General features: G+C 71.4%; 19 protein-coding genes. 12 read left to right on the top strand and 7 right to left on the bottom strand.

Annotated elements, in window-relative coordinates; all coding sequences use genetic code 11:
* Positions 1–15: 15 nt before the first annotated feature.
* Together AB0M70_RS02930 and AB0M70_RS02925 are read right to left on the bottom strand one after the other, a co-directional pair.
* Positions 16–1902: a DUF2264 domain-containing protein gene (locus tag AB0M70_RS02930; protein ID WP_365815643.1), complete on the bottom strand. Its 1887-nt coding sequence runs from the start codon at positions 1900–1902 to the stop codon at positions 16–18.
* A gap of 51 nt (positions 1903–1953) precedes the next feature.
* Positions 1954–4419 carry a polysaccharide lyase 8 family protein gene (locus AB0M70_RS02925; RefSeq protein ID WP_365815641.1) on the bottom strand — a complete coding sequence of 822 codons (2466 nt, stop codon included), beginning with the start codon at positions 4417–4419 and terminating at the stop codon, positions 1954–1956.
* Positions 4420–4657: 238 nt separating this feature from the next.
* Between AB0M70_RS02925 and AB0M70_RS02920 the strand changes: the two genes are divergently transcribed.
* The 6 genes from AB0M70_RS02920 to AB0M70_RS02895 all read left to right on the top strand — a co-directional run bounded on the left by AB0M70_RS02920 (position 4658) and on the right by AB0M70_RS02895 (position 13056).
* The gene (locus AB0M70_RS02920; RefSeq protein WP_365815639.1) at positions 4658–6139 is read left to right on the top strand and encodes a M1 family metallopeptidase; all 1482 of its coding nucleotides are present in this window, start codon (positions 4658–4660) and stop codon (positions 6137–6139) included.
* Between the two features lie 26 nt (positions 6140–6165).
* Complete coding sequence (locus tag AB0M70_RS02915) at positions 6166–8370, top strand: right-handed parallel beta-helix repeat-containing protein (protein WP_365816274.1); 2205 nt, start codon at positions 6166–6168, stop codon at positions 8368–8370.
* A 57-nt stretch (positions 8371–8427) separates the two neighbouring features.
* Positions 8428–9612, top strand: a complete 1185-nt coding sequence (locus AB0M70_RS02910) for a Gfo/Idh/MocA family oxidoreductase (RefSeq protein WP_365815637.1) — start codon at positions 8428–8430, stop codon at positions 9610–9612.
* 109 nt (positions 9613–9721) lie between these two features.
* Entirely contained in the window at positions 9722–10750 is a 1029-nt protein-coding gene (gene tdh, locus AB0M70_RS02905; RefSeq protein WP_365815635.1) for an L-threonine 3-dehydrogenase, read from the top strand.
* A 99-nt stretch (positions 10751–10849) separates the two neighbouring features.
* The gene (locus AB0M70_RS02900) at positions 10850–12049 is read left to right on the top strand and encodes a glycine C-acetyltransferase (RefSeq protein ID WP_365815633.1); all 1200 of its coding nucleotides are present in this window, start codon (positions 10850–10852) and stop codon (positions 12047–12049) included.
* A gap of 107 nt (positions 12050–12156) precedes the next feature.
* Positions 12157–13056, top strand: coding sequence for a LysR family transcriptional regulator (locus AB0M70_RS02895; RefSeq protein WP_365815631.1), 900 nt, complete (start codon positions 12157–12159; stop codon positions 13054–13056).
* A gap of 75 nt (positions 13057–13131) precedes the next feature.
* On the opposite strand, the gene AB0M70_RS02890 is transcribed toward AB0M70_RS02895, so the two are convergent.
* From AB0M70_RS02890 to AB0M70_RS02880, 3 genes are all read right to left on the bottom strand, one after another.
* Positions 13132–14373 carry an RICIN domain-containing protein gene (locus AB0M70_RS02890; protein WP_365815629.1) on the bottom strand — a complete coding sequence of 414 codons (1242 nt, stop codon included), beginning with the start codon at positions 14371–14373 and terminating at the stop codon, positions 13132–13134.
* Positions 14374–14673: 300 nt separating this feature from the next.
* Entirely contained in the window at positions 14674–15252 is a 579-nt protein-coding gene (locus AB0M70_RS02885) for a hypothetical protein (RefSeq protein ID WP_365815627.1), read from the bottom strand.
* Between the two features lie 11 nt (positions 15253–15263).
* Positions 15264–16025 carry a sulfite exporter TauE/SafE family protein gene (locus tag AB0M70_RS02880; protein WP_365815625.1) on the bottom strand — a complete coding sequence of 254 codons (762 nt, stop codon included), beginning with the start codon at positions 16023–16025 and terminating at the stop codon, positions 15264–15266.
* An 84-nt stretch (positions 16026–16109) separates the two neighbouring features.
* On the opposite strand from AB0M70_RS02880, the gene AB0M70_RS02875 reads away from it, so the two are divergent.
* Complete coding sequence (locus AB0M70_RS02875) at positions 16110–17030, top strand: LysR family transcriptional regulator (RefSeq protein WP_365815623.1); 921 nt, start codon at positions 16110–16112, stop codon at positions 17028–17030.
* A 4-nt stretch (positions 17031–17034) separates the two neighbouring features.
* Here AB0M70_RS02875 and AB0M70_RS02870 read toward each other — a convergent pair whose 3' ends face one another.
* Complete coding sequence (locus tag AB0M70_RS02870; protein ID WP_365815621.1) at positions 17035–18033, bottom strand: LacI family DNA-binding transcriptional regulator; 999 nt, start codon at positions 18031–18033, stop codon at positions 17035–17037.
* A 357-nt stretch (positions 18034–18390) separates the two neighbouring features.
* Here AB0M70_RS02870 and AB0M70_RS02865 point away from each other — a divergent pair, with 357 nt between their 5' ends.
* The 5 genes from AB0M70_RS02865 to AB0M70_RS02845 all read left to right on the top strand — a co-directional run bounded on the left by AB0M70_RS02865 (position 18391) and on the right by AB0M70_RS02845 (position 22477).
* Positions 18391–19254 carry an ABC transporter permease gene (locus AB0M70_RS02865; RefSeq protein WP_365815619.1) on the top strand — a complete coding sequence of 288 codons (864 nt, stop codon included), beginning with the start codon at positions 18391–18393 and terminating at the stop codon, positions 19252–19254.
* A gap of 111 nt (positions 19255–19365) precedes the next feature.
* A complete protein-coding gene (locus AB0M70_RS02860; protein ID WP_365815617.1) occupies positions 19366–20394 on the top strand; it encodes an ABC transporter substrate-binding protein in 1029 nt (342 codons plus the stop codon).
* A 14-nt stretch (positions 20395–20408) separates the two neighbouring features.
* Positions 20409–21257, top strand: a complete 849-nt coding sequence (locus tag AB0M70_RS02855) for an ABC transporter ATP-binding protein (RefSeq protein ID WP_365815615.1) — start codon at positions 20409–20411, stop codon at positions 21255–21257.
* A gap of 72 nt (positions 21258–21329) precedes the next feature.
* The gene (locus AB0M70_RS02850; protein ID WP_365815613.1) at positions 21330–21902 is read left to right on the top strand and encodes an XRE family transcriptional regulator; all 573 of its coding nucleotides are present in this window, start codon (positions 21330–21332) and stop codon (positions 21900–21902) included.
* Positions 21899–22477: a GNAT family N-acetyltransferase gene (locus tag AB0M70_RS02845; protein ID WP_365815611.1), complete on the top strand. Its 579-nt coding sequence runs from the start codon at positions 21899–21901 to the stop codon at positions 22475–22477. The genes AB0M70_RS02850 and AB0M70_RS02845 overlap by 4 nt, the downstream gene beginning before the upstream one ends.
* Here the strand turns inward: AB0M70_RS02845 and AB0M70_RS02840 are convergent.
* On the bottom strand, positions 22447–23265 hold the full coding sequence (locus AB0M70_RS02840; RefSeq protein WP_365816271.1) for a sugar phosphate isomerase/epimerase: 819 nt from the start codon (positions 23263–23265) through the stop codon (positions 22447–22449). The genes AB0M70_RS02845 and AB0M70_RS02840 overlap by 31 nt on opposite strands.
* Positions 23266–23277: the final 12 nt, after the last annotated feature.

The raw sequence follows: 23277 nt of genomic DNA, 5'->3' as shown, positions 1-23277 counted from the left end.
CTAGCCCTCGAACGCTCATACCTCCAGGAGGGTGCCGTCGGGGAAGCGGAGCCGGACGGTGTCGCCCTCCACCGTGCAGGTGAGGGACTCCCGCAACGCCGAGGGCAGGACGGTGTCCTGGGAGAGCACGACCAGGGTGACGTGGACGCTGGTGCCGCCCTCGTGGCCGGTGAGACGCAGGTACGGCGTCGCCGAGTGCGGGCCGTAGGCATTGGCGGCCACCTCGCGGGCGATGCCTGCCTCCTCGTCCCAGCCGTGGAGGGCGACGACGGCGCTGGTCAGCCCGGCTTCGGTACGGGTGAGGGCCCAGCCGGGCCCCTGCTCGGCGTGCGGCTGTGCCGTGTCGGCCACCGCGTGACCGCCCTCGCGTACGGCCACGCCTGCCGGGGCCTGCACGCGGTGGACGCGGATCTCCCAGGGGCCGTGCAGCGCGCTGGTCGACTCGACGGGGAACTCACCGTCGAAGCCCGGCAGTTGCGCGTCGTGGCGGGATGCGGCCACCCGTCCCTCGCAGCGCACCGGGTGGATGCGGCGGCGGCGTGACGGGGTGCCGTCCGGCGTGAGGAGTGCGAGGTGGTTGTCCACGGTGCGTTCCCACGCGCTCGGGGCGGTCTCGGGGGCGGTGGCCGTGGAGTAGCCGAACTTGGCGTAGTGCGGGTCGTCGGCGGCGGGGCCTTCGAGGGGGTTGTGGTCGCTTCCGTGGTTGATCAGGCGGACGATGCCGTCGGGGCGTGTGCCGTGCAGGAGCCAGCCGGGCTGCGGGAGCGCCGTGTACTGGTCGGACTCCTCGACGGGGAGCGGGAGTTCGCGTTCCGTCCACACCGGGTGGTCGGCTGGCAGCAGCAGGCCGAGGAAGCCCTTGCTGGCCCAGTAGGGGGACGCCGGGCCCGAGTAGGCCTGGGTGGCCGGCAGGAACGTCCCGTACCAGCCGAGCGGAAGCAGCCCGCGCTCGTCGGGGACGCCGCGCTCCACGAAGTGCCGTGCGGTGCCGGACGCGAGCCGCCGGGTGAGGCCGGGGGCCAGGGGCGTGCAGTCCGCGAGAGCGCCCATCCAGACGGGGGCGGTCGCCGCGAAGCGGTAGGTCAGGGAGCGGCCCTGGTGGACGGGGGCGCCGTCGGCGCCGAAGAAGTGCGGGTAGGTGGTGAGGAACTGGGTCAGCCGTTCGCGGTAGACCTTGCCGCGTCCCTCGTCGTCCTGGCCCGCCATGCGGGCCCAGAGCAGCGGGTACAGGTGCATCGCCCAGCCGATGTAGTAGTCGAAGTTGCGGCCGTCGCCGTCGCTGTACCAGCCGTCGCCGTGGTACCAGTCCTCGATGCGGTCGAGCCCGCCGTCGATGTCCGCCTTGCTGTACGGGGCGCCGACGGACGCCAGGAACTGCTCGGACACCACCTGGAAGAGGCGCCAGTTGTTGTCCCACGTCCGGCCGCCGACGAAGCCGGAGAACCAGTCCACGACCCGCTCCTGGACCCGGGTGTCGAGCTTGTCCCAGATCCAGGGGCGGGTCTCGTGCAGACCGATCGCGATCGAGGCCGCCTCCACCATCTGCTGGGAGCAGTCGCTGAGTTCGGGCCACGCCTCGCCGCCCGCGGTATCCCGGTCCGTGCCCGTTGTCAGACCCTGCGCGTAGCGTTCGATGAGGTGAGGGTCCACCTCGCCGCCCGCTCCCGCGATCCGGAAGGAGGCGAGGAGGAATGACCGCGCGTATCCCTCGAGGCCGTCCGACACGACCCCCGACCAACTGCTCCGGCCGGGCAGTCGGTACTGCGCGAAGTGAGGCGTCGCGTACGGGACGAGCGCCTCCAACTGCCGGTCGGCGAGGGCCTCCCAGTGGGCGCGGGTCCAGCCCGTGAGCGGGGACAGGACCCGGTCGGTGGGCGGCAGGGCCAGATGCGGTGCGGGCATGGTGGGTCCGTGCTTCCTGGGGATGGGGGCTTCCGGGCGACAGCGTGCCTGTCACCTCAGGTGTGCGGTGTGGGTGTGGCCGCGTGAGCCCTCTACGCGGACAGTGACGACGGGGTGGCGGCCCGGGGTGACGGTGACCGTGTCATCGGCGCCGACCACCTTCCGTACGGGGAAGGGCAGTTCCACGGTGACGGTCGAGCCGGTGCGGCCCGGGTCGGCCACGGCCAGCGAGATGCCGCCGCCGTCACGTCGGACGATCACGGTGCAGGGGCCCGATGCCGAGATCCCGGCCGCGCTGCCTGGCGCCCAGAAGTGCGCGGCGAGGAGTCCGTGGCGGCGGGCCTCGACGGCCTGGGCGGTGGCGTTGTTGGCGATGACGCGGACCGGGCGCGAGTGGGCCCAGACGGCGGTCGCGGCGGCGCTCGCTCCGGGAAGGAGGACGTAGGCGTACGAGGACGAGGTGGGGGAGACGCCGTGGTCGAGCCACAGGGTCAGATAGCGGCGGGTCAGGGGCGTGGTGCTGCCCCCGGTGTCCGCGCCGGTGTTGATGGCGCGCCAGGTGCCGGTCCGCTCCTCGCGCAGGGCGTTGAGGCGGGCCCCGCCCCGGCCGTGCGCGGGCTGCCCGGGGGCGTCGGGGAAGACGTAGCCGCCGGTGCCCTCCAGGTGGGCCCAGCGGGCGCCGGGCAGGGGCGCCGACCAGCCGGTGCGCGAAGGCTGCCGCCGGCCGTCGACCGTGAGCCGGGGCGCGCCGTCCTCGTACAGGTTCCGGTTCTCGACGACCGTTTCGATGCTCCGGCCGTCGCTCGCGGTGATGTCCGCGCCCAGGCAGACGACCGCGTTGTCCAGGAAGAACCACGCCTTCCTGGCGCGCAGCGTGCTGCCGTCGGCGAGGAGTTCCATGGCGGCCGCGCCGAATCTCGCGTCGAGCACCGCACCGCCCGCGACGGCGTTCTTGGGCCGGTAGGTCCCCGTCCCCGCGCCGGAACCGATGTCGGCGCGCTCGCGGGTGTCCACGGTGGTGCCCGGCAGGCGGTATGGATCGACCGTCGCCCAGAAGCCGTCCCCGAACTGCCCCAGGTCGTCGCCGTCGTACAGGTAGGTCATGCCGTCGCCGGTGTACCAGCCGTGCAGGTTCTCGCCGTTGCCCGCCTCGTACGCGGCGATGCGCTTCGAGGAGAGCGAGAGCGTGAGCGCCCAGCCGGGACGCCGGTGCACCACCCGGTCCATGTCGGCGAACGCGAAGTGCCCGGTGAGCCGGTCAGCGGCGGGTACGTCTCTGTCGTCGAGAACCGCCTTGGCGCGGGCGATCGCGGGAACGCCGACCAGGCTCAGGTAGGGGTGGGACGTGTTGCGGCTGATCCACCCCTTGGCCAGCGCGCGCCACCGCTCGGCGTACGCGGCGGGGGCCCCGCCCGCCAGTTGCAGGATGTGGGAGACGGCCGCCGCGCCGTCCTTGTGGTCGGGCGCCTTCTCGCGGGATATGGCCCGACCGCGCACCGCGTCCATCATCAGCCCGTCGAAGACGACCGGCGAGAACGTCCGGTCCACCGCCTCGTACAGCACGGAGGTCTTCGGGTCGGTGACGGCCCACTCGGAGTCCGCGAGCAGCGCGATCAGCTGCCCCGCGCTGCCGAGCAGGACACTGCCGTACGTACCCGTGTAGGCGACGGAGCCGTGCTGCACGAAGGACCCGTCCTCGTAGAAACCGTCGCCCGAAGTGACGTACGTGAACAGGCTGTTCCTGCCCTTGTCCCGGACGTCGGAGAGGCCGTCGCGGGCCAGCGTCAGCGTGGCCGGGTCTCGCGCGAGCAGCCCGCGCAGCGCCACGATGACGGCCTTGTCGGCACGGTTGGCCCCGGTCTCGGAGAGGGTCGGGGCGTTGGTGCGGCGGTCCGGGTCGGGGCAGAACTTCGCCACGGTGGCGACGTACGCCGTCAGGTCGGCCGCCGGGACCTTGTCGCCCAGCAGGACGCAGGTGTCCATCAGGGCGCGGGGCGCGCCGATCTCCCAGAACCACCAGTTGCCGGCTTCCGGGCGGCCGGGGTTGTAGGCGTCGTCGTGCAGGAAGCGCAGGGCGGCGAGCAGGGCGTCCGCCGTTTCGGCGCTGCCGCTGAGGGAGGTGCCGGGCGTGGCCCAGGCCGTGGCGATCGTGCGCAGGCGGGTGTAGCTCTGGCCGAAGTTGCCCGCGTCCTTCGCGGGGGAGAGGTCGGCCCACAGGGCGGTGCGGCCCGCCGACCGGTCCAGGTCCCGCCACCAGCCGGAGGCCTGGGTGTCCAGGACCTTCAGCGCCGCCGCGAAGTCCGGGTCGGCGGGGTCGAACGTGCCGCCGGTGAGCTGTGCCGCGGCGCGGGCGAGCAGGGTCTTGAAGGGGTCGGCGTCCGGGGAGGCGTCCGGGGCGGCCCACGCCGTGCCGCCGAGCGACGGTGTCAGCGTCGGTGCCACAAGGGCGGATGCGGCGCTCGCGGCGAGGAGCGTACGGCGGCTTGGACCGGTGGAGCCGGAGCTGGGCGTGCGCATGGGAACTCCCGTGAGGCGTCGGGGCATCGGAGGGTGGGGGAGGGAGCGGCGTGAGAAACGTGAGAGGCGTGAGCGATTCCGCGACAGCATGTAAGCGGTTGCTACGAGAGGGCAAGAGGGCCCGGCATCTTTCTATGTTCTTTCTGTCCCTGGGTTCGCGACGGGCGCGGTCAGGGGCAACCGGCGGGGACTCCAAGGTGTTGACGGCGACAGTAAGCGATTACTACGTTGCGGCCCCATGGCTGAGAACAGGACCCGAACCGCACGTGCTCGCACCGTCCGTGCCGCGACGGCGACCGTGGCCGCGGCCGCCACTCTCGCGCTCGCCCTCCCCGCCCACGCGGCGCCCTTCGACCCGTCCCCGGGAGCGGACGGCGTCGGCGACCCGCTGTTCCCGACGCTCGGCAACGGCGGCTACGACGTCCGCCATTACGACCTTTCCTTCGACTTCACGCCGGTGACGTACGACTTCGCGGGCACCATGAAGATCAAGGCGAGGGCCACCCAGGACCTGTCGTCGTTCAACCTCGACGTCGACTCCCTTGCCATCGACGCGGTCAAGGTCAACGGCAAGAAGGCCGGCTGGGCGATCGTGTCCGGCCAGAGCGGCCAGGAGCTCACTGTGACCCCGGCGGGCGCCCTGCGCGACCACCGCGCCTTCGACGTCGAACTGACCTATCACGGCAACGGCAAGACGAAGCCGATCGGCCAGCCCGGCTGGCGTTACATGTCCGACGGCGGCTTCGCCTCCGCGGCCCAGGCCTCGCGCGCCGACACCTTCGCGCCGGTCAACGACCACCCCTCGGACAAGGCCACCTGGTCCTTCCACCTCACCGCCCCCGACGGCTGGACACCGGGCGCCAACGGCAACCTCACCGGAACCCGCGAGGCCGCCGCGACCAAGACCTCCGGACCCAGGAAAACCTGGGACTTCTCCCTCAAGTCACCCATGGCGCCCGAGCTGTTGGGGATCTCCGTCAACAAGCAGACCTACCTCTACGGCCGCGGCCCGCACGGCGTGAAGCTGCGCCACCTCGTCCCCGAGGACCAGCAGGCCAAGTACAAGCCCATCGCCGAGGAGACCGGCGGCCAACTGGCGTGGCTGGAGAAGACCCTCGGCGTGCGCTACCCGTTCGACACGTACGGGGTGCAGATCGTGCGGGACGGCTACAGCGACGCGTTGGAGAACCAGACCCTGTCGCTCTTCGGGCCTTCGTGGTTCGACCGGCCCACCTACTCGACCACCATGGTGCACGAGCTGACCCACCAGTGGTTCGGTGACTCCGTCACCCCCGCGACCTGGCAGGACGCCTGGCTGAACGAAGGACCCGCCGTCTACTACGCGGCCGTGTGGGCGGACCAGAAGGGCTTCCAGCCCATCGAGGAGAAGATGCGGACCGCGTACGCCAAGCTCGACGCCGTCCGCAAGACCGACGGGCCACCCGGAAAGCCCACCGGGCTCGGCGGCTTCAACATCTACGACGGCGCGGCGGTCTCCCTGTACGCCCTCAACCAGCAGATAGGCCAGGAGAAGTTCGACGCCGTCATGAAGGCGTGGCTGACCGGGCACCGGCACGGCAACGCCTCCACCCAGGACTTCGTCGACAACGCCGTCGAGGTCACCGGCGACGACTCGGTCGGCACCTTCCTGCACCACTGGCTGTTCGACCTCGACAACCCGCCCATGCCGGGCCACCCGGACTGGGGTGTCGCGCAGTGAGGCGCCCGCACGTCACCGCGGCGGCGATGGCCTTCGCCGCCCTCGGCGCCGCCATCGCCCCGCAGGGCGTGGCCCAGGCCGCCCCGGGGCCCAAGGTCATCCACGCGGCCCCGAACGGCTCGGGCGAGTCCTGCACCGTCGCCCGCCCCTGCACTCCACGGGCGGCCCGCGACGCCGCCCGCACCGTGAGCGGACGGGACGTACGCGTCGAACTCGCCGACGGCATTTACGAGTTGAGCGAGCCGCTGCAGCTGGGCGCGGCCGACTCCGGACGCGACGGGCACACCGTCACCTGGACCGCCGCGCGCGGCGCCCGTCCCGTCCTGTCCGGCGGCAAGGCGCTGACCGGCTGGGACAAGAGCGCCGACGGCACCTGGACGGCCAAGGTCCCCGAAGGAATCACCCCGCGCCAGCTCTTCGTGGACGGCGAGCGGGCCGTGCGCGCGCGGGGCGAGGCCTGCGCGGCGAGGACCTGCGACGCGACGAAGACCGGCATGACGGGCGCCACCGCCACCGGGATCGACACGTGGCGGCGCCCCACCGGTGCGGAGGCCGTCATCAAGGTCCGCTGGCGGAACTACCACTGCCGGATCGCCTCCGTGGACGGCGACCGGATGACGTTCGCGCAGCCCTGCTGGGCCAACTCCGCGAGCGGCACGAACCGTACGGGTCCGGCGTGGGACTCCACCACCGTCGACTCGGCGCGCTACTCCGGAGTGGCCTTCTTCGAGAACGCCCGCGAACTCCTGGACGAGCCGGGCGAGTTCGTGTGGGACGCCGAGGACCGCACCGTCACCTACCTCCCGCGCAAGGGCGAGGACATGCGCCACGCGCGCGTGCTCACCCCGGTGACCGAGCGTCTCATGGTCGTCGACGGCGCTCACGACGTGCGCGTACAGGGCATCGGCTTCGCCCACGCCGCGTACGGCCAACCGTCCACCGACGAAGGCTATGCGGGCACCCAGGCCGGGCTCACCCTCACGGGAGCGAGCGGCCCGGTCGACCACGCGGGCCGTCACTACACCAAGCCGAGCGCTGCACTGACGGTCCGGGGCGGTCGTCATGTGACGGTCACCGGGGCCGAGTTCACGCGGCTGGGCGGCGCCGGAGTCATCTTCGAGGCGGGCACCAAGGACTCGTCGGTCACCCGCTCCCGCTTCACGGACCTGTCGTCCGGCGCCGTGTACGTCGGCGACACCGAGCCGAAGCCGCAGGCGGGAGGCGCGGGGGAGCGGAACACCGTCGCGTACAACACGATCCGCCGCGCCGGAGTGGAGTACACCGACGCGGTCGGCATCTGGGCCGGGTACGAGGCCGGGCTGACCGTCGACCACAACACCCTGGACGACCTGCCCTACTCGGGGATCTCGGTCGGCTGGGGGTGGAACCAGCCCGAGGCCCAGGAGTCCGTCCTGCGGGATAACAGGATCACGGGCAACCGCATCACGAACGTGATGCGCGTCGAGCACGCCCAGCACGACGGCGGCGCCGTCTACACCCAGGGAGCCCAGCCCGGCACGGTCGTCTCCGGCAACTACATCAACCGCTCTGCCTACGGGAACACCGAGCGCGACGGCAACGGCATCTACCTCGACGAGCAGTCCTCGTACATCCGCGTCGAAGGCAATGTGATCACCCGCGTCGGCTACAAGTGGGTCTCCAACTGGGCCGATTACGGCATCCGCAACCACGCGACCGGCAACTGGACCGACACCGACGCACCGGCCCTCACCGGCACCGGATCGACCATGGAGGACAACCACACCAAGCTCGACCGGCTGCCTGCGCGCGCACTCGCAGTGGCGGCCCGCTCAGGGGCGCACGGAGCGCCGGCCGAGCAACTGCGGCCCGACCTCGCCCGCGCGGGCACCGCGTCCCAGTCCTCCACGGACGGTGCGGCCCCGGCGGCGTACGCCACCGACGGCGACACCTCCACCGACACCCGCACGCTGTCCGAGCCGGGCGCCTGGTGGCAGGTCGACCTCGGCGAGGCGCGGCGCGTGGGACAGGTCGAGGTCTGGAACAACACCTCCATGACCACGGCCGGCTTCGACGTGCAACTCGCCCGCACCGCGGACTTCTCCGACGCGACGACCCTGCGGGTCGGCGGACGAGCGCTGCGGCCCACACTCCTCGACACGGACGCGGAAGCCAGATACATAAGGATCAAGCTCACCGGCACGGGAAGCATGGCGCTCGCCCACGTACTCGTGCACCCTGCACGTACATAGCAACACCCGCACGCGCACAAGCAATTGTGCACAGGTATTGGTACGGAAAGGCACACCATGACCGACCTCCGTCTCGGCGTCCTCGGCTACGGCCTGCGCGGTTCGCTCGCCCGCACCGCACACCGGCCAGGCGCGGGCTCGCGCGTCACCGCCCTCGCCGACCTTGACGTCACCGCGCGGACGGAGGCGGCCGTGGCCTTCCCCGGCGCCCTGATATCCACCGGCCACCGCAAGGTCGTCGAGGACCCGGACGTCGACGCCGTCGTGATCCTCACCCCCGACCACACCCACGCGCAGCTCGCCTGCGAGGCGCTGCGCGAGAAGAAGCCCGTCTTCGTGGAGAAGCCCCTCGACATCGGCATCGAAGCCTGCGACGAGATCCTGCGGACCGCGTACGAGACCGGGACGCGCCTCTACGTAGGCCACAACATGCGCCACATGCCCGTGGTCAGGCTGATGCGCGACATCATCGGGCGTGGCGAGATCGGGCAGGTCAAGACGGTCTGGGTACGCCACTTCGTCGCCTACGGAGGCGACTGGTACTTCAAGGACTGGCACGCCGAACGGCGGCACACCACCGGCCTGTTGCTCCAGAAGGCCGCCCACGACATCGACGTCCTGCACTGGCTCGCCGACGGCTACACCCGCCAGGTGCAGGCCCTGGGCGACCTCATGGTCTACGGGGACAACCCGCGCCGCGAGCCGGGCGAACCCAAGACGGACGACTGGTACACCAAGGACGGCCACTGGCCGCCGCACACCCAGCGCGACCTCAACCCCGTCATCGACGTCGAGGACGTCTCCCTGGTCAACATGCGCCTCGACAACGGGGTCCTTGCCTCCTACCAGCAGTGCCACTTCACGCCCGACTACTGGCGCAACTACACCGTCATCGGCGACGCGGGCCGCCTGGAGAACTTCGGCGACGGCCCCGGCGGCGTGGTGAAGGTCTGGAACGCCCGCCGCTCGACCTACCGCCCCGAAGCCGACGCCGAGTACCCGGTGCCGGACGAGCAGGACGAGGGCGGGCACGGCGGCTCCGACCCGCTGCTCATCGACGAGTTCGTACGGTTCGTGCGCGAGGGAGGGCGCACCGACACCTCGCCCGTCGCGGCCCGGATGGCGGTGGCGGCGGGCGTACGCGCCACGCAGTCGCTGCGCGACGGGGGTACGCCGCGTGAGGTCCCCGAGCTCGACCCGGAGCTGATCGCCTACTTCGAGCGGGGCCAGAGCAGGGCCTGAAGGAAAGCTGCGGCGGCGCTTAAGAAATCCTCGATGGACCAGGGCGCCGCCGTAGGGAAGATTCCTGTGTCGTCGGGGGAAGAAGCGACGTACGACAGGAGCCGTTGCGTTGAAGGCGCTGGTCAAGGAGAAGGCAGAGCCGGGTCTCCGGCTGATGGACGTACCGGAGCCGGTCATCGGCCACGGGGACGTCCTGATCAAGGTGCTGCGCACCGGGATCTGCGGGACCGATCTGCACATCCGGGCCTGGGACGGCTGGGCGCAGCAGGCGATCGAGGCGCCGCTGGTCGTCGGCCACGAGTTCGTCGGCGAGGTCGTGGAGACCGGGCGGGACGTCGCCGACATCAAGACCGGCGACCGGGTCAGCGGCGAGGGCCACCTGGTCTGCGGCAAGTGCCGCAACTGCCAGGCGGGCCGCCGCCACCTGTGCCGTGCCACGGTGGGCCTCGGTGTCGGCAGGGACGGGGCGTTCGCGGAGTACGTCGCGCTGCCCGCCTCGAACGTGTGGGTGCACCGCGTCCCCGTGGACCTCGACGTCGCCGCGATCTTCGACCCGTTCGGCAACGCCGTGCACACCGCGCTGTCCTTCCCACTGGTCGGCGAGGACGTCCTGATCACCGGGGCGGGACCGATCGGCCTGATGGCCGCGGCCGTGGCCCGGCACGCCGGCGCCCGCAACGTCGTCGTCACGGACGTCAGCGAGGAGCGCCTGGAGCTCGCCCGCAAGGTCGGCGCGAGCCTGGCACTGAACGTCGCCGAGACCTCGATCACCGAGGGGCAGCGCGAGCTCGGCCTGCGCGAAGGCTTCGACGTCGGCCTGGAGATGTCCGGCAACCCCGTCGCGATGCGCGACATGCTCGCCAACATGACCCACGGCGGCAAGATCGCCATGCTCGGTCTGCCGGCCGAGGACTTCGCCGTCGACTGGTCCCGGATCGTCACCTCCATGATCACGATCAAGGGCATCTACGGCCGCGAGATGTTCGAGACCTGGTACTCCATGTCCGTGCTGCTCGAAGGCGGCCTCGACCTCGCCCCCGTGATCACCGGACGCTACGGCCACCGTGACTTCGAGGCGGCCTTCGACGACGCGGCGAGCGGCCGCGGCGGCAAGGTCATCCTCGACTGGACCGCCTGAGCCGCCCGGCCCCTGAACCGCCCGGCCCCTGAACCGCCCGGCCCCCGAACCACCCGGCCCTCCTGAACCCGACCGCCTCAGCAGCCGAAGGAACCCAGCATGTTCGACTCCGTACGCGACGACCTGCGCACCACCCTCGACGAGATCCGCGCCGCCGGACTGCACAAGCCCGAGCGCGTCATCGGCACCCCGCAGTCCGCCACGGTCGCCGTCACCGCGGGGGGCCGCCCCGGCGAGGTCCTGAACTTCTGCGCGAACAACTACCTCGGCCTCGCCGACCACCCCGAGGTGATCGCCGCCGCGCACGAGGCCCTGGACCGCTGGGGCTACGGCATGGCGTCCGTGCGCTTCATCTGCGGTACGCAGGAAGTGCACAAGGAGCTCGAGGGACGCCTCTCCGCGTTCCTCGGCCAGGAGGGCACGATCCTCTACTCGTCCTGCTTCGACGCCAACGGCGGAGTCTTCGAGACGCTGCTCGGCGCGGAGGACGCGGTCATCTCCGACGCGCTCAACCACGCGTCGATCATCGACGGCATCCGGCTGAGCAAGGCCCGCCGTTTCCGGTACGCCAACCGCGACATGGCGGACCTGGAGCAGCAGCTGAAGGAGGCCTCCGAGGGCGGCGCGCGCCGGAAGCTCATCGTCACCGACGGCGTCTTCTCCATGGACGGGTACGTCGCCCCGCTGCGGGAGATCTGTGACCTCGCCGAGCGCTACGACGCCATGGTGATGGTCGACGACTCGCACGCCGTCGGCTTCGTCGGACCCGGCGGACGCGGCACGCCCGAGCTGCACGGCGTCATGGACCGCGTCGACATCATCACGGGCACGCTGGGCAAGGCGCTCGGCGGAGCCTCCGGCGGCTACGTCGCCGCCCGCGCGGAGATCGTCGCGCTGCTCCGTCAGCGCTCGCGCCCGTACCTCTTCTCGAACACGCTCGCCCCGGTCATCGCGGCGGCCTCGCTCAAGGTCATCGACCTCCTGGAGTCGGCGGGCGACCTGCGCGAGCGGCTCGCCGCGAACACGGCGCTCTTCCGCTCGCGGATGACCGAGGAGGGCTTCGACATCCTGCCGGGCGACCACGCGATCGCCCCGGTGATGATCGGCGACGCCTCGGTCGCGGGCCGCATGGCCGAGCTGCTCCTGGAGCGCGGCGTGTACGTGATCGGCTTCTCGTACCCGGTGGTGCCGCAGGGCGCGGCCCGCATCCGCGTCCAGCTGTCGGCCGCCCACTCCACGGAGGACGTGAACCGCGCGGTGGACGCCTTCGTGGCGGCGCGGGCGGAGCTGGACGCCTGACGGTGTCCGGCCAAGCCTCTCGGGTGACTGAGGGCACCCTCGGGTGACCGAGGGCTTGGCCGGACCAGTGGTGTCGGTGGGCCCCGTGGTGCGGGACAATCGACCCCATGATCGAAGCGCGGCGGCTGCACATCCTCCGTGCGGTGGCCGACCACCGCACGGTCACGGCCGCTGCAGCCGCGCTCTATCTCACGCCGTCCGCGGTCTCCCAGCAGCTGACCGCCCTGGAACAGGAGACGGGTCACCGCCTGGTCGAGCGGGGCGCCCGCGGGGTCAGGCTGACCCCGGCGGGCGAGATCCTGCTCTCCCACACGAACGCGGTCCTCGCCCAGCTGGAGCGGGCCGAGGCGGAGCTCGCCGCGTACAGCTCGGGCGCGGCGGGGACGGTGACCGTGGCGTCCTTCGCCACGGGGATCGGCCTGGTCGTCGGCCCCGCCCTCGCGCGCCTTTCGACCCTCGCGCCCGGAATCCGGGTGCGGGTCCAGGACGCGGAGGGCGACGCGAGCCTGCCGATGGTCCTCGACCGGCAGGTAGATGTCGCCGTGGCGGTGGAGTACCGGGGCGCGCCGGGCGCGGACGACCCGCGGCTGACGCGCGTCCCGCTCTACGCGGAGCCGTTCGACGCGGTGCTCCCGGAGACACATCGCCTGGCGGCGGCGGAGCGGGTGCCGCTCGCGGAGCTCGCCAAGGACGCGTGGATCGGCCCCTTCGTCGGCAACCCCTGCCATGACGTGGTGATACTCGCCTGCGAGACGGCAGGCTTCCAGCCCCTGCTCGAACACTGGTCGGACGACTTCCGCGCGGTGGTCGCCCTGGCGTCGGCGGGGGCGGGCGTGGCGCTCGTGCCCCGCTCGGCGCTGCGGGGCATGGACGTCTCGGGAGTGGTGATCCGCCCGGTGGAGGGCGTCGCTCCCACCCGCCGGGTCTTCGCGGCGGTGCGGTGCGGGGCGGAGGAGCATCCGCTGATCCGTCCGGTGCTTGACGCGCTGGGGGAGGCGGCGGGATAGGGGGCGGTTCCCCGGTCCCGTCGGTGCTGGGGCAGACGGGACCGGGGTGCGCGAGGGTGAGCGGTGGCTACAGCCCTACATCCAGAGGCCGTCGAGGAACGGGTAGGCCTCGGTCAGCCTGGCCGGGCCCTGGATGAGCTTGTCCTCGGAGACGACGACGAACTCGTCGCCCTTGGTGAGGAAGTAGTGCGCCGTGGAGTCCGAGACGGCCGTGGCCGCCGCGTCCGGCCCGAACCCGAAGGAGTCGGGTGCGGCCGTCAGCAGGAACTGCTGGTGGGACGAGCCACGGGCCAGGTCCACCTTGGTGGGGTCCATGGTGACGCTGTCCTTGCGGCCGAAGATCACGAGCCTGCCGCGTTCGGTGCCGAAGCCGGTGACGTCGCACAGCTCGCCCACCGCCTGTACGAGGCCGGGGTGCAGCATGGCCTCCGCGTCGTGGACGGGACCATGGCTCTTGTCGGAGAACTCGATGGCCTGGTCCCGCGTGAAGCCCAGATAGGTGTGACCGCTGCGCTTGGCGGCCGGACCCACGGCGTCGAAGCCGTCGCGGAAGGGCTTGGGCAGGTGCGGGAACTGTTCGGCGATCTTCCGTGGGCCCGCCTCGATGCCGCGGCGCTTGGAGAAGCGGATGAACTCGTCACGGCGGAAGCCCTCGAAGCGTACGTAGGGCGCGTCGCTGTCCGGGATCGACTTGGCGGCCGCCTCGAAGATTCCGCCGCCCGCGTCGAGGGCCTGCTTGGCCGCGCCGCTCAGGGAGCCGAGAACCGAGCCGAGGATGCCGCCGCCGGCGGAGACCAAGGTGGCCGTCAGCGCGTCGAACGCCGTGGTCTCGCCCCGGCTCGGCACCCGCTCCAGGCGCCACTGCTGGGCGATGCGGGCGCCCGCGGAGGGCTTGGCCGCCTGCTCCAGGGGCACGTCCGGCATGTTGCTGTCGCCCTCGACGGACAGCAGGTGGCCGCTGTTCACGTTGACCAGCGTGTACCGGTCGTCGCCGGCCGCGACCGGCCGCCACAGCTGCGACTCCAGCAGATCCTGCCGGGTCTCCGCCGGGCACTGCTGCACCGGCGAGCCCGCGCGGCCACGGCCGGTCATGATGTCCATGCGCATGGCGCTGTGCACGCTCTGCAGCGTCCAGGCACCCTCCTTGGCGGCGCTGGGCCGCAGATGCCACAACTGGCTGTGCCGGGCGGTTCCTTGCGGGTGCAGCTCCTGCTGCACGACCGGGGCGCTCTGTGCGGTCTTGGCCCCCTGCACTCCCGCGTACAGCCCGCTCGCCTCGTTCTTGAGCAGGTAGATCCCCTCGGACAACGCAGACATTGCCAACCTCCGTGGAAGACGGACAGTGATCCCCCGCGTGTGCGCCTCACAGAGTAGGAGCTGAGCGCGATTGCCGATACGGGTGGATTTCGGCTGCTATTTACCCCTCAATCAAGGAGAGCTGGCGGGGGTGGGCGTGGGGGATCGCCCCAGGTGGCGTCGACTGTGGGTGTGCGCGGACCTGTTGACGGGGCGCGGGGCGGGGCAGGGGTGTGTGGAGAGTGGCGGTCCGGTTCTTGTCTGTGACGTGGCGTCAGGCGGTCGTGTGGAGAGCTCAGTTGTGTCCGGGCTGAGGTCGCTTCACGTCAGGCCGCCGGAGACCGGCGTGGCGCCGAGGCCCGCACCGTCTCCGTCTCCGTCCACGTCTCCCTCCCCGTCCGCGTGGCGGTGGACCCAGTCGTCGAGGTCGCGGGCGGCTTCCAGCGGGTTGCCTGCAACGTAATCCCACCACCACCCCCTCTGGGTGGAACTTCTGGCGGACTGGGCCGACTCGAGAGCGCGCAATTCCTCACGGAAGCAGGACTCGGCCGCGGTGAAGCGTGCCCGCGCCGCCGGCGCGTCCACGCCCAGGGTGTCGCCGATGACCTGCCAGCTCGCCCCGCCGAGCCGCTCGTACACGGCGGCGGCCTCGAAGAGGCGCTGCGCGGCGCGCAGCACGTGGACGGCATCGGAAAGCGCCGAGCCGGGGGAGTACGTGGTGCCGTCGGGGCGCAGCTCGTGGTCTCCGACAGGTACGGCCGCGCGCGCGATCTCGGCCAGCTCGCACGCTTCGTACGCCATCGCCAGCCGGGCTCGCGCTGCGTCGCTGAACGGCGGTCGCGTGGACGGCGGTTCAGCGTGCGGCGACGCGGTGTCGGCGTCGGAGTGTGAGCTGTCCATGACGGCCCGCCTCAGCCGCGCACGAAGTAGAGGACGGTCATTGACACGGCGGTGGTCAGGATGATGCCGCGCAGCAGCCGGTCGGAGAGGTGGCGCGCGAAGTGGGCTCCGGTGAAGCCGCCGGCCAGCGCGCCGGCGAACATCGTGGCGAGGACGAGCGGGTTGCTCAGCGCGTCGGAGGCGACGAGGAGCAGGGCGGTCGCGCTGAGGTTGATGGCCGCGATCTGCGTGACCCGCATCGGGTTGCTGACCGCGGTGTCGAGTCCGAGGCCGATGCCCCACAGGGCGAACATCATGATGCCTACGGCCCCGCCGAAGTATCCGCCGTACAGGGCGAGGAGGAACTGGCAGAGCAGAACGGCCCGGGAGCTGATGCCGAGCTCGCGGCCGAGCGCGTCGCTCAGCGCGCGGGAGAGGCGGCGGCCGAAGGCCAGAACCAGCGTGGCGAACGCGAGCAGCCAGGGCACCGCGGCGTCGAACGACGCGGCGGGGAGGGTGAGGAGCAGGACGGCGCCGAGCCCGCCACCGACCACGCTGACCACCGTCAGCGCCTTCGTGGATGTCGTCCCGAGCGGGGTGAGTTCGCGTCGGTAGACCCATCCGCTGGCCACGGCTCCGGGGACGAGGGCGATGGTCGACGACGCGTTCGCCGTCACGGGGGACAGGCCGACCGCCACCAGAGCGGGCAGCGCCACGAACGTGCCTCCGCCGCCGACGGAGTTCAGCGCTCCGGCGGCGACGCCCGCCACCAGCACGAGGAGTATTTCTGACACCTGCCGAGCATCGCCCTGTGGGTGGTGGGCCCACAATGCGTTATCGGTGTACCCAGCCTAAGGCTGTGGCTTAGGCTCACGAGGGTGCGCTATGACCTGGACGATCTGCGGCTGTTCCTCGGCATCGTGACGGAGGGGTCGATCACGGCGGGCGCCCGTCGTATGCACCTGAGCCTGCCGTCGGCCAGCGCGAGGGTCCGCTCGCTGGAACAGCAGGCCGGTGTGGCGCTGCTGATCCGCGGCCGGAGGGGCGTCCGGCCGACCCCGGCGGGGACCACGCTGGCCCGGCACGCGCGCGAGGTCCTGGCGCAGACCGTCCGTCTGGAGAGCGCGGTCGCGAGCTATACGAGATCCCCGACCGCGCCCGTGACCCTGCTGGGCGGCGGCTCGGCGGTGCACCGGCTCGTGCCGCGGGCCCTGGTCTCGTTCCTTCTGGCCCATCCGGATGTCGACGTACGCGTCTTCGAGAACCGCACGCCACAGATCGTGCGGATGCTGGCCGACGGTGAGGCGGACCTGGGAATCGTCCTGGACGACGAGGCGCGCGGCTGCGGCCTGGTGATGGAACCCCTCGGTGACGACTCCCTGGTGGTGGTCGGCCAGGCGGGCGGAATCCTCGCGGGCCGTACGTCCCTGACCTACAGCGAGGCGGCCGAGCACCCCCTCGTCGGCCTGGACGCCGATGCCTCGCTGCGCCGCTGGATCGAGAGACATGTGGGCCCGCACGCACCGGTCGTGCGCTACCGCACGACGGTCGCCGACCTGAACGTCCTGGTGGCCCTCGCGGCGGCGGGCGTCGGCCTCGCCATAGTCCCCCGCCGCGTGATCGACCCCTCCCAGCCCCTGGACGTATGCGAGTTGCAGGACTCCTGGGCCCGCCGCCACCACCTCCTGGCCTGGGGCACCACAACGGGCCCGCCTTCCCCGGCCACCGAGTCCCTGGCGGAGCACCTACGCAAAGCATCAAACGCCGAACCCAGGCGCGCCCCCCTCCCGCCCTCCTGAACCCTCAGCCCCCAGGCCGACCCGTGCTGGCCCGTAGTACCACCTCGCCCCTTACCCGCTCCACCCGTGACCTCGCGCCCCGTTCGCGGAGGGCGAGGGCCAGTACGTCCCTGCCCATCCGTGTCAGCGGCAGGGCCACAGTGGTCAGTGGGGGCGTGAGTTCGCCGATGAGGGGGATGTCGTCGAAGCCCGCGAGCGACACGTCGTCCGGCACCCGGAGCCCCCGTTCCCGCAGTGCGCCCAACGCCCCCACGGCCATCACGTCCGTCACCGCGAAGACGCACGTCGGATGCCGGCCCCGCCGTAGCAGTTCGACCGCCGCCGCATGGCCGCCGTCACGGGTGAAGGCGCCCTCGACGACCCGCTCCGGGGGGAGGGCCACCCCCGCTTCGGCCAGCGCCTCGCGGAAACCGGCCAGGCGGTCCGCGACCGTGGTGAGGCGCTCGGGGCCGGTGAGGACCGCGAACTCCCGGTGACCCAGGGCCAGTAGAGCCCGCGCCAGCGCACCCGCCCCCGCCCGGTTCTCCGGCTGCACCGTGTCCACGCGCAGGCTGCGGTGCCGGCTGACCACGGCGACGCGGCCCCCGGCACGCATGTAGGGCGCGAGTTCCGACTCCAACGCCCTTTCCCACGCGGGGTCCTGGAAGCCCGAGCCGATCAAAAGGATCGCGCGCGCCCGCTGCGCCCGCAGCATCGAGACGTACGCGATCTCCCGTGCCGGAGCGCGGAAGGTACTGGCCAGCATGACCAGCACGTCCTGCTCGGCCGCCGCCGCCATCACCCCGCTCGCGATGGCCGCGAAGTACGGGTCGCCGACGTCGTGACAGATGACGCCGACGGTGTTGTTCGAGGAGCTGGCGAGCGCCTGCGCATGGGCGTTGGGGATGTATCCCAGCAGGTCCGCCGCTTCGAGCACCCTGCGCCGCAGATCCTCGCGTACGCGCGTCGTGCCGTTCAGGGCCCGGGACGCGGTGGCCGGGGAGACCCCGGCGGTCCTGGCCACCGCGTGGAGGGTGACATGGGGCCCGCGCTCGCGTCCCCGCCCCGGCGCGGCGGCGGCTTGCGGTTCCTGCCCTTGCCTCTGCCTCGGCGCCTGCTCTGGTGCCTGCGCCTGCCCTTGGCGCCGCCCTGCTCCGGACCCCTGCTCGTGCCCCAACGCCCGCACCGCGCCCCCCTCGTCTCGCGTCGCGAAACTTCGAGCCGACCTATTGACCCTGCGGTCAGCCAGTCATTAGCGTGGCGAACACCGTATCAGAAAGCGCTTTCTGAAAGCGGTTTCCGCATCACCGACTCACCGACTCACTGATCACCGAGTCACCCACCACCCTCACGTCACCGCTTCACGCCAGGGGAGTTCACCGTGAGCCAGAGCGCACTGCAGGCAACGCCCGTGAAAACGGCGGGCGTTGTCGACCGCAGCCGTCCCACCCCGCGCCAACGCCTCGCGGAAGCGGCCGAGAAGAGCTGGCGTCCGCTGGTCCTGCTGCTCGTCTGCTTCGGCGTCTGGTGGCTGATCGCCGCCACCGAGATGGTCGAGGCGTATCTCGTACCCTCGCCGGGGGCGACCTTCGACGTGATCCTCGACAAGCCCGACTACCTGTGGCAGCACACCTGGGTCACCACCTACGAGACCCTGCTCGGCTTCGTCATCGCCGTGGTCGTCGGCGTCCTCGCCGCGGTCCTCATGGTCTATTCGACGACCGTCGAGAAGACGCTCTACCCGATCCTCCTCTTCGCCCAGGTCGTACCGAAGATCGCGATCGCCCCGCTGTTCGTCGTCTGGCTCGGCTTCGGCATCGCGCCGAAGATCCTCATCGCCGTGCTCATCGCCTTCTTCCCCGTCGTCATCTCGATGGTGACCGGACTGAAGGCCGTCGACCCGGAGATGCTCCAGCTCTCCGCCACCATGGGCGCGCGGCCCTGGCAGACCTTCCTCAAGATCCGCTTCCCGGCGTCGCTGCCGCACCTCTTCTCCGGTCTGAAGGTGGCCGTCACGCTCGCCGTGACCGGCGCCGTCGTGGGCGAGTTCGTCGGCGCGAACGAAGGCCTCGGGTACGTGATCCTGCAGGCCAACGGAAACCTCGACACCCCGATGCTCTTCGCGGGCCTGCTCGTCATGTCGCTGATCGGCGTCGTCCTCTTCGTGCTCGTCGAGATCGCCGAGAAGCTGCTGCTCCCGTGGCACGCGAGCCGCAGGGACGTGGCCGCCACCACCGCCTACTGACACCCGTCACGGCCGACTGACCCCATCACGGCCGACTGAGACCCACCCCGCGGTGCCGGCGCACCCACCCCGCCATGTCCGATGTTCGACGTACGCGAGAAGGGCCGTCCCATGCACGCGCGCAGACTGCTCACCGGCATCGTCCCCCTGGCCCTCGTCGCGGTGACCGCGACGGCCTGTGGTGGCGACGACGACAAGACGAGCACCAGCGACTCAGGCAAGAAGCTCGACAAGGTGACGCTGACGCTCAACTGGTATCCGTACGGCGAACACGCGCCGTTCTACTACGGCAAGCAGCAGAAGATCTTCGAGAAGCACGGCATCGACGTCGACATCAGGGCGGGCCAGGGGTCGCAGAAGACCGTGCAGGCCACCGGCGCCGGGCAGACCGACTTCGGCTGGGCCGACACCCCCGCGGTGCTCGCGGGGGTGGACCAGGGCGTGAAGGTCAAGAGCCTGGGCGTCTTCCTGCAGACGACGCCCGCCTCGGTGCAGTACTTCGAGGCCCAGGGCATCAAGTCGCCCGCCGACCTCAAGGGCAAGACGATCGCGGGCACGGCGGGCGACGCGCTCACCAAGACCTTCCCGATCTTCCTGGAGAAGAACGACATGGACGTCTCCGACGTCAACATCCAGAACACCGACCCGGCGGGCAAGATCGCCGCGGTGATCTCCGGCAAGACGGACGCGCTGCTCGGGTACGCGAGCGACCAGGGCCCCACCATGCAGAACAAGGCCAAGAAGGGCGTCTCGTATCTGCGCTTCTCCGAGAACGGCCTGAACTTCTACTCCAACGGCCTCATCGCAGGCCCCAAGACCCTGCAGGGCAGGGGCGATCTGGCCAAGCGCATGACCGCCGCGGTGAGCGAGTCGTGGGCGGCCGCGGAGAAGAGCCCGGAGCCCGCGGTCGCCTCGATGGAGGGCGCCTCCGAGCAACTGCCGCCCAAGGACGTGCTGTCCGAGCAGTTCAAGACGACGCTGACCCTGCTGCACACCGACGCGACGGAGGGCAAGGCGCCGGGCGCCAACACCGAGGCGGACTGGCAGCAGACCATCGACGTCTTCTCCGAGGCGGGCCTGGTCAAGGAGGCCAAGCCCGTCGCCGAGTACTGGGACGCGGCCAAGGGAATCAAGGGCTGAGGGGCGGCAGGGCCATGGCGAAGGACACGACGCTCAAGACGAGCGACGAGCCACGCGCGAGGGTGGGGGAGACGGCGGAGCAGGACGCGCGGCCGACCGCGGTATGCCTCGATGACGTCGCCGTCCGCTTCCGTACGAAGAAGAAGGACGTCACGGCTCTGCGGGACGTCTCGCTGAACGTCGGCGCGGGCGAGTTCGTGGCGATCGTCGGGCCGTCGGGCTGCGGCAAGTCCACCCTCCTGAAGCTCATCGCCGGGTTGCTCGCGCCCTCGTCGGGCGATGTGCTGCTCGGCGGCGAGCGGGTGCGCGGACCGCGCCGCGACATCGGGTACGTCTTCCAGCGCGCCGCCCTCCTGGACTGGCGCACGGCACGCCGCAACATCCTCCTCCAGGCGGAGATGCGGGGGATCCCGGGCGCCGAGGCACGCGCGCGTACCGACGAGTTGATCCGCATGACCGGACTCGGCGGCTTCGAGGACGCCTATCCGCACGAGCTCTCCGGCGGCATGCAACAGCGCGTCGCGCTCTGCCGAGCACTGCTTCACGAGCCCCCGGTGCTGCTGATGGACGAGCCCTTCGGAGCGCTCGACGCGCTCACGCGTGAGCAGATGAACGTCGAGCTGAACCGCATCTGGCGCGAGACCGGGACCACGGTGCTCCTGGTGACCCACTCGATCCCGGAGGCCGTGTATCTGGCGGATCGCGTGGTCGTGATGAGTCCGCGGCCCGGCACGGTGGAGGAGATCATCGACGTCGGCCTCCCCGCCGAGCGCTCGTACGCGACGACTCTGGCGACAGCCGAGTTCGGCGAGGCCACCGGGCGCATCCGCGAGCTGCTGGGGGCGGTGTCCGCGCACGAGTGAGGGCCGATTCACGGAGACGGCGGGGATTGTCGTGCGTCTCATATTCGGGATACCGTGCCGAATATGGAACGCATGCCGACTGTGGAACACGACGGGGTCGACGAACGGCTCGCCGCCCGCCTCGCCGAACTGCGCGCGGAACGCGGCTGGTCGCTTGGCGATCTGGCGGACCGCAGCGGCGTGAGCCGCTCCACCCTGTCGCGGGCCGAACGCGGGGAGATCAGCCCCACCGCGTCCCTCCTCAACCGGCTCTGCGCCGTCTACGAGCGCACCATGTCGCAGCTCCTGAGCGAGGTGGAGGCCGAGCCCGCGCAGTTGGTGCGCGCCGCCGACCAGAGCGTGTGGACCGACGGCGCCTCCGGTTTCGTACGCCGGTCGGTGTCGCCGCCGCACGCCGGGCTGCGCGGCGAACTCGTCGAGGGCCGACTGGAGCCGGGCGCCGACGTGGCGTACGACCGGCCTCCCGTGGCCGGGCTCGAGCAGCACATCTGGGTGCTCGACGGTGGCCTCGACGTGACCGTGCAGGGCGAGACGCATGCCTTGCACGCCGGGGACTGCCTGCGCTTCAGGCTGTGGGGGCCGACGCGGTTCCGGTGCATCGGGCAGCGGGCCGTGCGGTACGCCCTGGTGGTGGTCGCGCGATGAGCGCACCGACGCGCCTATCGGCCGGTCAACTCAAGTCAGTCGCAGATCACTTGGCGTCCCTGCTCGCCGACGTCGTGGACGGCGGATCGTCCCTCGGCTTCCTCGCGCCCCTGGACAGGACCGCCGCCGCCGACTGGTGGCGGAGCCTGACTCCCGCGGTGGCCGAAGGGCGGCTCGCGATCTGGGTGGCGCGCGACGGCGAACGGATCACCGGCACCGTCAGTGTCGGCTTCGTCGACAAGCCCAACGGCAGGCACCGCGCCGAGATCCTCAAGCTGATGGTCCACGGCTCCGCACGCGGCCGCGGCCTCGCCCGCACCCTCCTGGCCACGGCGGAACAGGCGGCGGCCGAAGCGGGCGTCACCCTCCTGGTCCTGGACACGGAGACCGGCAGCCCCGCCGAGTCCCTTTACCGGCGCGGCGGTTGGACGGCTGCCGGAACCATCCCCGACTACGCGGCCGATCCGGCCGGGGTGCTCCACCCGACCACCCTCTTCTTCAAGAAGGTGGGCGGTTCGGGCGCACCCCGGCCGGAGCCGGCCCATCAGTACCGCAGTGCGGCCAGATACGCGTAACTGTTGCGGGCCGTGGCGAACGCATCGGCGGGGCTGTCGTGCTCCACCAGCCACTGTTTGACGCCGCCCGCCTGCGCGTCGTCGAACATCGCGGCGAAGTCCAGCGTCCCCGAGCCGACATCGGCGAAGCCGCCGTCCGGGGCCATGTCCTTCACATGGAGCGCCGGGAAGCGCCGCCGGTGCCGCACGAAGTACGTAGCCGGATCCGCGCCGCCCTTCGCCGCCCAGTACACGTCCAGTTCGAAGCCGACCAGATGCGGGTCGGTCTCGGTGAGGAGGATGTCGTACAGGCTCGTGCCGTCCACCACCACATGGTCCGAGCCGTGGTTGTGGAAGAGCACCGGACCGAGCCCGGCGTCACGCGACGCCTGCCCGATGCGGTTGAACTGCCGTGCGGCCTCCCGGAATCCGTCCGGCGTGTGCAGCGCGCCGGGCAGACTCGGCACCACCGGCCACTTCGCGCCGAGGGTGTGCAGGTCCTCCAGCGCCTGCGGGAGACCACTGCCCTTGAGGATGTCGTACGAGACGTGTTCGAGGACCGCGCGCAGGTCCACCGCGTCGAGCATCCGCCGGATGCCGGCCGCGTCGTTCCCGTGCCTGCCGCTCACGCCCACCGTCGCGTAGCCGATGTCGGCGAGCTGCTCCAGCGTGCCCGCGAAGTCCCGGGCGAGGGCATCACGCATCGTGTAGAGGTGCATGCCGATCCCGCCGCGCGGGATGCGCCGGCACCGTGACGCGTCACTCGCGCGCGCGGGCAGTGCGGTACCGACCGCTGCCGCGAGCCCCAGCGACGTACCGAG

Source organism: Streptomyces sp. NPDC051214, assembly GCF_040682375.1.
Lineage (GTDB): Bacteria > Actinomycetota > Actinomycetes > Streptomycetales > Streptomycetaceae > Streptomyces.
The sequence above is the reverse complement of the archived record's forward strand: the minus strand, read 5'-3'. Positions and strand labels throughout refer to the sequence as shown.

Coding starts and splice junctions, on each gene's coding strand:
- AB0M70_RS02930 (WP_365815643.1), bottom strand. CDS start 1,902: ATGCCCGCACCGCATCTGGCCCTGCCGCCCACCGACCGGGTCCTGTCC.
- AB0M70_RS02925 (WP_365815641.1), bottom strand. CDS start 4,419: ATGCGCACGCCCAGCTCCGGCTCCACCGGTCCAAGCCGCCGTACGCTC.
- AB0M70_RS02920 (WP_365815639.1), top strand. CDS start 4,658: ATGGCTGAGAACAGGACCCGAACCGCACGTGCTCGCACCGTCCGTGCC.
- AB0M70_RS02915 (WP_365816274.1), top strand. CDS start 6,166: ATGGCCTTCGCCGCCCTCGGCGCCGCCATCGCCCCGCAGGGCGTGGCC.
- AB0M70_RS02910 (WP_365815637.1), top strand. CDS start 8,428: ATGACCGACCTCCGTCTCGGCGTCCTCGGCTACGGCCTGCGCGGTTCG.
- AB0M70_RS02900 (WP_365815633.1), top strand. CDS start 10,850: ATGTTCGACTCCGTACGCGACGACCTGCGCACCACCCTCGACGAGATC.
- AB0M70_RS02895 (WP_365815631.1), top strand. CDS start 12,157: ATGATCGAAGCGCGGCGGCTGCACATCCTCCGTGCGGTGGCCGACCAC.
- AB0M70_RS02890 (WP_365815629.1), bottom strand. CDS start 14,373: ATGTCTGCGTTGTCCGAGGGGATCTACCTGCTCAAGAACGAGGCGAGC.
- AB0M70_RS02885 (WP_365815627.1), bottom strand. CDS start 15,252: ATGGACAGCTCACACTCCGACGCCGACACCGCGTCGCCGCACGCTGAA.
- AB0M70_RS02860 (WP_365815617.1), top strand. CDS start 19,366: ATGCACGCGCGCAGACTGCTCACCGGCATCGTCCCCCTGGCCCTCGTC.
- AB0M70_RS02855 (WP_365815615.1), top strand. CDS start 20,409: ATGGCGAAGGACACGACGCTCAAGACGAGCGACGAGCCACGCGCGAGG.
- AB0M70_RS02850 (WP_365815613.1), top strand. CDS start 21,330: ATGCCGACTGTGGAACACGACGGGGTCGACGAACGGCTCGCCGCCCGC.
- AB0M70_RS02845 (WP_365815611.1), top strand. CDS start 21,899: ATGAGCGCACCGACGCGCCTATCGGCCGGTCAACTCAAGTCAGTCGCA.